This is a genomic window from Pseudomonas sp. (genome assembly GCF_049645325.1).
Lineage (GTDB): Bacteria > Pseudomonadota > Gammaproteobacteria > Pseudomonadales > Pseudomonadaceae > Aquipseudomonas.
This window is the reverse complement of record NZ_JBARTQ010000345.1, coordinates 1-4,990: the sequence shown is the minus strand read 5'-3', so window position 1 is coordinate 4,990 and position 4,990 is coordinate 1. Positions and strand designations below refer to the sequence as shown.

The 4,990-nt window shown below is 61.8% G+C and carries 6 protein-coding genes; 4 read left to right on the top strand and 2 right to left on the bottom strand.

Annotated elements, in window-relative coordinates:
• On the bottom strand, nt 1–1,147 hold a 1,147-nt coding region (locus tag WBB95_RS15440), incomplete at its 3' end, for a patatin-like phospholipase family protein (RefSeq protein ID WP_424488375.1).
• A gap of 32 nt (nt 1,148–1,179) precedes the next feature.
• A complete protein-coding gene (locus tag WBB95_RS15435) occupies nt 1,180–2,115 on the bottom strand; it encodes a lipid A biosynthesis lauroyl acyltransferase (RefSeq protein ID WP_424488374.1) in 936 nt (311 codons plus the stop codon).
• Between the two features lie 119 nt (nt 2,116–2,234).
• Between WBB95_RS15435 and minC the strand changes: the two genes are divergently transcribed.
• The 4 genes from minC to WBB95_RS15415 all read left to right on the top strand — a co-directional run bounded on the left by minC (nt 2,235) and on the right by WBB95_RS15415 (nt 4,976).
• Entirely contained in the window at nt 2,235–2,972 is a 738-nt protein-coding gene (gene minC, locus WBB95_RS15430; protein ID WP_424488376.1) for a septum site-determining protein MinC, read from the top strand.
• A gap of 201 nt (nt 2,973–3,173) precedes the next feature.
• A complete protein-coding gene (minD, locus tag WBB95_RS15425; protein ID WP_017737535.1) occupies nt 3,174–3,986 on the top strand; it encodes a septum site-determining protein MinD in 813 nt (270 codons plus the stop codon).
• A gap of 3 nt (nt 3,987–3,989) precedes the next feature.
• Nucleotides 3,990–4,244 carry a cell division topological specificity factor MinE gene (gene minE / locus WBB95_RS15420; protein ID WP_003175252.1) on the top strand — a complete coding sequence of 85 codons (255 nt, stop codon included), beginning with the start codon at nt 3,990–3,992 and terminating at the stop codon, nt 4,242–4,244.
• Nucleotides 4,245–4,340: 96 nt separating this feature from the next.
• On the top strand, nt 4,341–4,976 hold the full coding sequence (locus WBB95_RS15415; RefSeq protein ID WP_424488373.1) for an RluA family pseudouridine synthase: 636 nt from the start codon (nt 4,341–4,343) through the stop codon (nt 4,974–4,976).
• The last annotated feature ends 14 nt before the right edge of the window (nt 4,977–4,990 follow it).

The following is a 4,990-nucleotide window of genomic DNA, read 5'->3' as shown; positions in this document are numbered from 1 at the left end:
GTGCAAGCCCCAAGAAGCGCATGATTTCTTCACGCTTGGCCAACGCATCACGCCGCCCCAACTCAATCAACTCGCTGCAATACCCCGCCTCGAACAACAAGTAACTCAGCACCCCCGCCCCGCTGGTCTTGGTTGCCCCCGGCCCACGCAAGAACATGCGCAACGCTGCAGGTAGTTCCTGGCGATGCCGCGCCGCGATTTCATCGATCGGCTGGCTCGGTGCAATCACCAGCACCTCCACGGGCGCGAGCCCCTGTACCGCCGCATCCGCCGGCAACACATGGCTGAACTGGTTCAGGCGTTGCAGCAATTCGATGTCACTCTCCAGGCTGTCGATGAACGTGCTGTTGAGCATGTGCCCGCCTATCTGCGCCAGCGTCGGCTCCTGACCGGTGTAGGTGCGCTGCAACGCGCTCGCGGGGTCATTTCCACGCGGGTTGCCGCTGACACCGACCACCAGCACCCGCGTGGCGCCCAGGTGCAAGGCCGGACTGATCGGCGCCGACTGCCGCACCGCGCCATCGCCGAAATACTCCTGACCCAGTTTGACCGGCGCAAACAGCAAGGGAATCGCCGAACTCGCCAACAGGTGCTCGACCGTCAGTTGGGTCGGCACGCCGATCCGCCGATGGCGCAGCCAAGCGTCGAGGGTGCCGCCGCCCTGGTAGAAGGTCACCGCTTGCCCCGACTCATAACCGAACGCGGTGACCGCCACGGCATGCAGATGCTTCTGGCGAATGGCTTCGTCGATGCCTTCCAGGTGCAGTTTGTCGCGGAGCAAAGCGCGCAATGGCGAGCTGTTGAGCAGCGCCACCGGCACTTGCGCCCCCAGCCCGAGCAGGCTGTGAATAAAGAAGCGGCTCGCCTGGCGGACCACGCCCGGCCAGTCGCTGCGCAACACCAGGTGGCTGCGAAAGCCCTGCCAGAACGCGGTGAGACGCTCGATGGCGGCGGTGAAGTCCATGGCGCCGCTGGCCAGGCTGACCGCGTTGATCGCACCGGCCGAGGTGCCGACGATCACCGGAAAAGGGTTGGGCGCCCCCGGCGGCAACAATTCGGCAATCGCCGCCAACACGCCCACCTGATACGCCGCTCGCGCCCCGCCGCCGGAAAGAATCAAACCTGTGACCGGTTCAGCTGGGCGCATTGCGTCACTCCATGGGGAGAAAAATTCAGGTGTTATCGACGACGTTTTTCGTACAGCTTGGGCTCGCCCGGCGGGCGGCTCTTGAACCGTCGGTGGGTCCACAGGTACTGCTCGGGGCATTCGCGTACAGAAGCTTCAACCCACTGGTTGATGCGCAGGCAGTCGATTTCGTCGCTTTCGCCAGGAAAATCGGTCAGTGCCGGGTGGATCACCAGGCGATAACCACTGCCATCGGCCAGCCGCTCTTGAGTGAACGGCACGACGAGCGCTTTGCCCAGCCGGGCGAACGTGCTGGTGGCGGGCACGGTGGCAGCCTGGATGCCGAACAGCGGCACGAAAATGCTTTGCTTGGCGCCGTAGTCCTGGTCCGGTGCGTACCAGATGGCGCGGCCGGCGCGCAGCAGCTTGAGCATGCCTCGCACGTCTTCACGCTCAATCGCCAACGAGTCGAGGTTGTGGCGCTCGCGGCCACGGCGCTGGATAAAGTCGAACAGCGGGTTGCCGTGTTCACGGTACATGCCGTCAATGGTGTGCTTTTGCCCGAGCAGCGCCGCGCCGATTTCCAGGGTGGTGAAATGCAGGGCCATCAGGATCACGCCCTTGCCGTCCAGCTGCGCCTGCTTGAGGTGCTCCAGCCCTTCGACATGGGCCAGGCGCGCCAGGCGCTGGCGCGACCACCACCAGCTCATGGCCATTTCAAAGAAGGCGATGCCGGTGGACGCGAAGTTCTCCTTGAGCAGGCGCTTGCGTTCTTTGGCGGATTTTTCCGGGAAGCACAGTTCCAGGTTACGCGCGGCGATGCGGCGACGATCGCCGGCCACGCGGTACATGCCCGCACCGAGTAAACGACCAATGGTCAACAGTGCCCGGTACGGCAACTGCGTGACCAGCCACAGCAGGCCGAGCCCCAGCCATAGCAGCCAAAAACGCGGGTGAAGAAATGCAGCACGAAAACGCGGGCGATCCATTACAGATTCCGGTAAAGACAAGGGCCGCGCATTCTACAACGGATCGACTCGGCTTGCGGCCCGTGGTTGTTCTCGTTATAAGTCTCGACACTTTTCGTGACAAGCCGCTTTTGCCGACCATGAGCCAAACCGAACCGCTAGACCAAGATCCCGTGTTCCAGCTGAAAGGCAGCATGCTCGCCATCACCGTGCTGGAGCTGGCTCGCAACGACCTCGACGCCCTGGACCGCCAACTGGCCGCCAAGGTCGCCCTGGCGCCGAATTTTTTCAACAATGCCCCGCTGGTGCTGGCCCTGGACAAACTCCCGGCCGGCCAGGGCGCGATTGATTTGCCCGGCCTGATGCGCGTCTGCCGCTCCCATGGCTTACGCACCCTGGCGATTCGCGCCAGCCGTATTGAAGACATTGCCGCCGCAATCGCCATTGAACTGCCAGTACTGCCGCCGTCCGGTGCCCGCGAGCGTCCGCTCGACCCGATGGAAGGTGAGGTGAAGAAAAAACCGGAAAAACCGCCGGAGCCGACCGTCAAGCCTACAAAGATCATCACGTCCCCCGTACGCGGCGGGCAGCAAATTTACGCCCAGGGCGGCGACCTGGTGGTGATCTCCTCGGTCAGCCCAGGCGCGGAACTTCTCGCCGATGGCAACATCCATGTATACGGCCCGATGCGCGGACGCGCCCTCGCCGGCATCAAGGGTGATACCAAGGCCCGTATTTTTTGCCAGCAGTTGAGTGCTGAACTAGTGTCCATCGCAGGCCAGTACAAGGTTTCAGAAGATTTGCGCCGTGATCCGCTGTGGGGGGCCGGGGTACAAGTCAGCCTGTCGGGCGATGTGTTGAACATCATCCGTCTTTAACGGATACTGCCGCATTTTCCAAGCATCTCTAGACTCTGATAGCACAGCGAAACCGGCAAGACTTGCGTAGGAATAATTGGAAGTTGGCGTTTCCCCTATGGAAACCACATCTTTTTCCTGCAAAAGCTGTCCGCCTGCGGCGAGTTCCAAGAGATGTTTTTCAGGGGCTGAAAAGTCCTTTTTCCTTAGGGGTGAAACACCTTGGCCAAGATTCTCGTGGTTACATCCGGCAAGGGTGGTGTGGGTAAGACCACCACCAGCGCCGCTATCGGTACCGGCCTCGCTCTGCGCGGCCACAAGACAGTCATTGTCGACTTCGACGTCGGCTTGCGTAACCTCGACCTGATCATGGGCTGCGAACGCCGCGTGGTGTACGACTTCGTCAACGTGGTCAACGGCGAAGCCAACCTGCAACAGGCCCTGATCAAGGACAAGCGCCTTGAGAACCTGTACGTGCTGGCCGCCAGCCAGACCCGCGACAAAGACGCGCTGACCAAAGAAGGCGTCGGCAAAGTGCTTGCCGAGCTGAAGGAAACCTTCGAATACGTGGTGTGCGACTCCCCGGCCGGTATCGAGACCGGTGCTCACCTGGCGATGTACTTCGCCGATGAAGCCATCGTCGTGACCAACCCGGAAGTCTCCTCGGTACGTGACTCGGACCGCATGCTCGGCCTGCTGGCCAGCAAGTCCCAGCGCGCCGAAAAAGGCGAAGACCCGATCAAGGAGCACTTGCTGCTCACCCGCTACAACCCTGAGCGCGTCAGCAACGGCGAAATGCTCGGCGTTGAAGACGTCAAGGACATCCTCGCCGTGACCCTGCTGGGCGTGATCCCGGAATCCCAGGCCGTGCTGAAGGCATCCAACCAGGGCGTCCCGGTGATTCTTGACGACCAGAGCGACGCCGGCCAGGCGTACAGCGATGCGGTTGATCGCTTGCTGGGCAAGACCGTGGAACATCGCTTCCTCGATGTTAAGAAGAAGGGATTCTTCGAGCGTATCTTTGGAGGCAACTAAACAATGAAATTTCTCGACTTCTTTCGGGCCAACAAAAAGCCAAGTACCGCGTCGGTAGCGAAAGAGCGTCTACAGATCATCGTGGCGCACGAACGCGGCCAACGCAGCACGCCGGACTACCTGCCAGCCTTGCAGAAGGAACTGGTCGAGGTGATCCGCAAATACGTCAACATCGGCAACGATGACGTGCATGTCGCCCTGGAAAACGACGGCAGCTGCTCGATTCTGGAACTCAATATCACCCTGCCTGATCGTTGATCGAAAAGGCGGCTGCCACGGCGGCTCGGTCACCTTGATCCCTGTGCGGGAGCCAGGTGGGCGAGCCGCCGTTGGCGTTTGTTACGAGGCTGTTTGATGCCGCTGTCCAATATTCACATCCTGCATCAGGACGACGCTGTCCTGGTGGTGAACAAACCGACCCTGTTGCTCTCGGTGCCCGGCCGGGCCGATGACAACAAGGACTGCCTGATCACCCGCCTGCAGGAAAACGGCTACCCCGAAGCCCGTATCGTCCATCGCCTGGACTGGGAAACCTCGGGGATCATCCTGCTCGCGCGGGACGCCGATAGCCACCGCGAACTGTCGCGCCAGTTTCACGACCGCGAAACCGAAAAGGCCTACACCGCCTTGGCCTGGGGCCAGCCGGAACTGGACAGCGGCAGCATCGACCTGCCCCTGCGCTACGACCCACCGACCAAGCCACGCCACGTGGTCGACCACGAGTTCGGCAAGCATGCGCTGACCTTCTGGAAGGTGCTGGAGCGTTGCGGCGACTGGTGCCGTGTCGAGCTGACGCCGATCACCGGTCGCTCGCACCAGTTGCGTGTGCACATGCTGTCGATCGGCCACCCGCTGCTCGGCGATGGCTTGTATGCCCACGAACAAGCGCTGGCTGCCTGGCCACGTTTGTGCCTGCATGCGAGCATGTTGAGCTTCACGCAGCCGCAGAGCGGCGAGCGGTTGCGCTTTGAGTGCCCGGCCCCGTTCTAAAGCTGTAAACACAG